The sequence below is a fragment of the Oleiphilus sp. HI0080 genome (assembly GCF_001635135.1).
Genome location: NZ_LWFU01000170.1, coordinates 1 through 1,054 on the forward strand (window position 1 = coordinate 1; position 1,054 = coordinate 1,054).

The following is a 1,054-nucleotide window of genomic DNA, read 5'->3' on the forward strand; positions in this document are numbered from 1 at the left end:
GCTTGGTTAAAAACTCGACCTTGGCAACGGCAATTGGCTACCCAGATTTATTCACCGTATTTGTTGGTACCTCGTTAAACCAGACAGGCCAGGCAATCGAAATTGTCTTCATGACCATGGCAGTGTACTTCGTTATTAACATGACGATTTCTTTCATAATGAACCGATTCAACGAAAGTGTTGCACTGGTAGAACGGAAATAAGGAGCGAGTGATGAGAGAGTTTAAACCACAACCCGCCCAACCCGCACCGGTCGCTGCACGAGGTGTCATCGGTTGGATTAGAGAGAATCTTTTCCCGGATATTCATAATTCGATCGCAACATTGGTCATCATTGGTTTATTGGCTTCGGTTATTCCTGGCATGATTAGCTGGTTATTTATTGAGGCTAACTGGGTTGGTACCACGCAAGCAGATTGTACGAATGACCAAGGGGCGTGTTGGGTCTTTGTTTCGGCTTGGATGCAACAATTTATGTATGGCTCATACCCAACTGAGGAGCTTTGGCGAATCAACATGGGCATAATTGCATTGGGTTTGGTCATTGCCGCGCCTTACCTACTGCCAACGCGTTTGCGTAATACGGTAGGGGTGCCATTGTTTCTCGTATTCCCTTTTATTGGAGCCGCATTTTTGGATGGGCGGTTGTTTGGGCTTGAGTTCGTAAGTACCGATTATTGGGGTGGTTTCTCGCTGAACATATTTCTTGCGGCGGCGAGTATCATTATTGCATTCCCTTTAAGCTTTTTATGGGCGTTGGGTCGTCGCTCCGATATGCCTTTTATTCGCAGCGTATGCGTTATTTTGATCGAGTTTTTTCGGGGTGTTCCTGTGCTGGCGCTCTTCTTTATGGGCTCGGTTATGTTGCCGCTTTTTTTCCCAGAGGGCACGAATGTCGACAAATTGTTGCGAGTTTGGATCGTACTTATTCTGTTTATGTCAGGATATATGGCAGAAGTATTCCGAGGCGGGTTTCAGGCGATTCCTGAAGGGCAATACGAAGCCGCAGATTCTCTTTGCTTGAGTTATTGGCAAAAGACATTACTCATTATTT

Annotated in this window: 1 protein-coding gene and 1 pseudogene; both read left to right on the forward strand. The window is 45.8% G+C overall.

What is annotated here, in order from left to right:
• Positions 1-203 (forward strand): annotated as a pseudogene (locus tag A3751_RS22485) (amino acid ABC transporter permease); the annotation flags it as partial.
• 10 nt (positions 204-213) lie between these two features.
• Positions 214-1,054: ABC transporter permease subunit (locus tag A3751_RS01905; protein ID WP_068451503.1), on the forward strand; the 841-nt coding region annotated here is incomplete at its 3' end.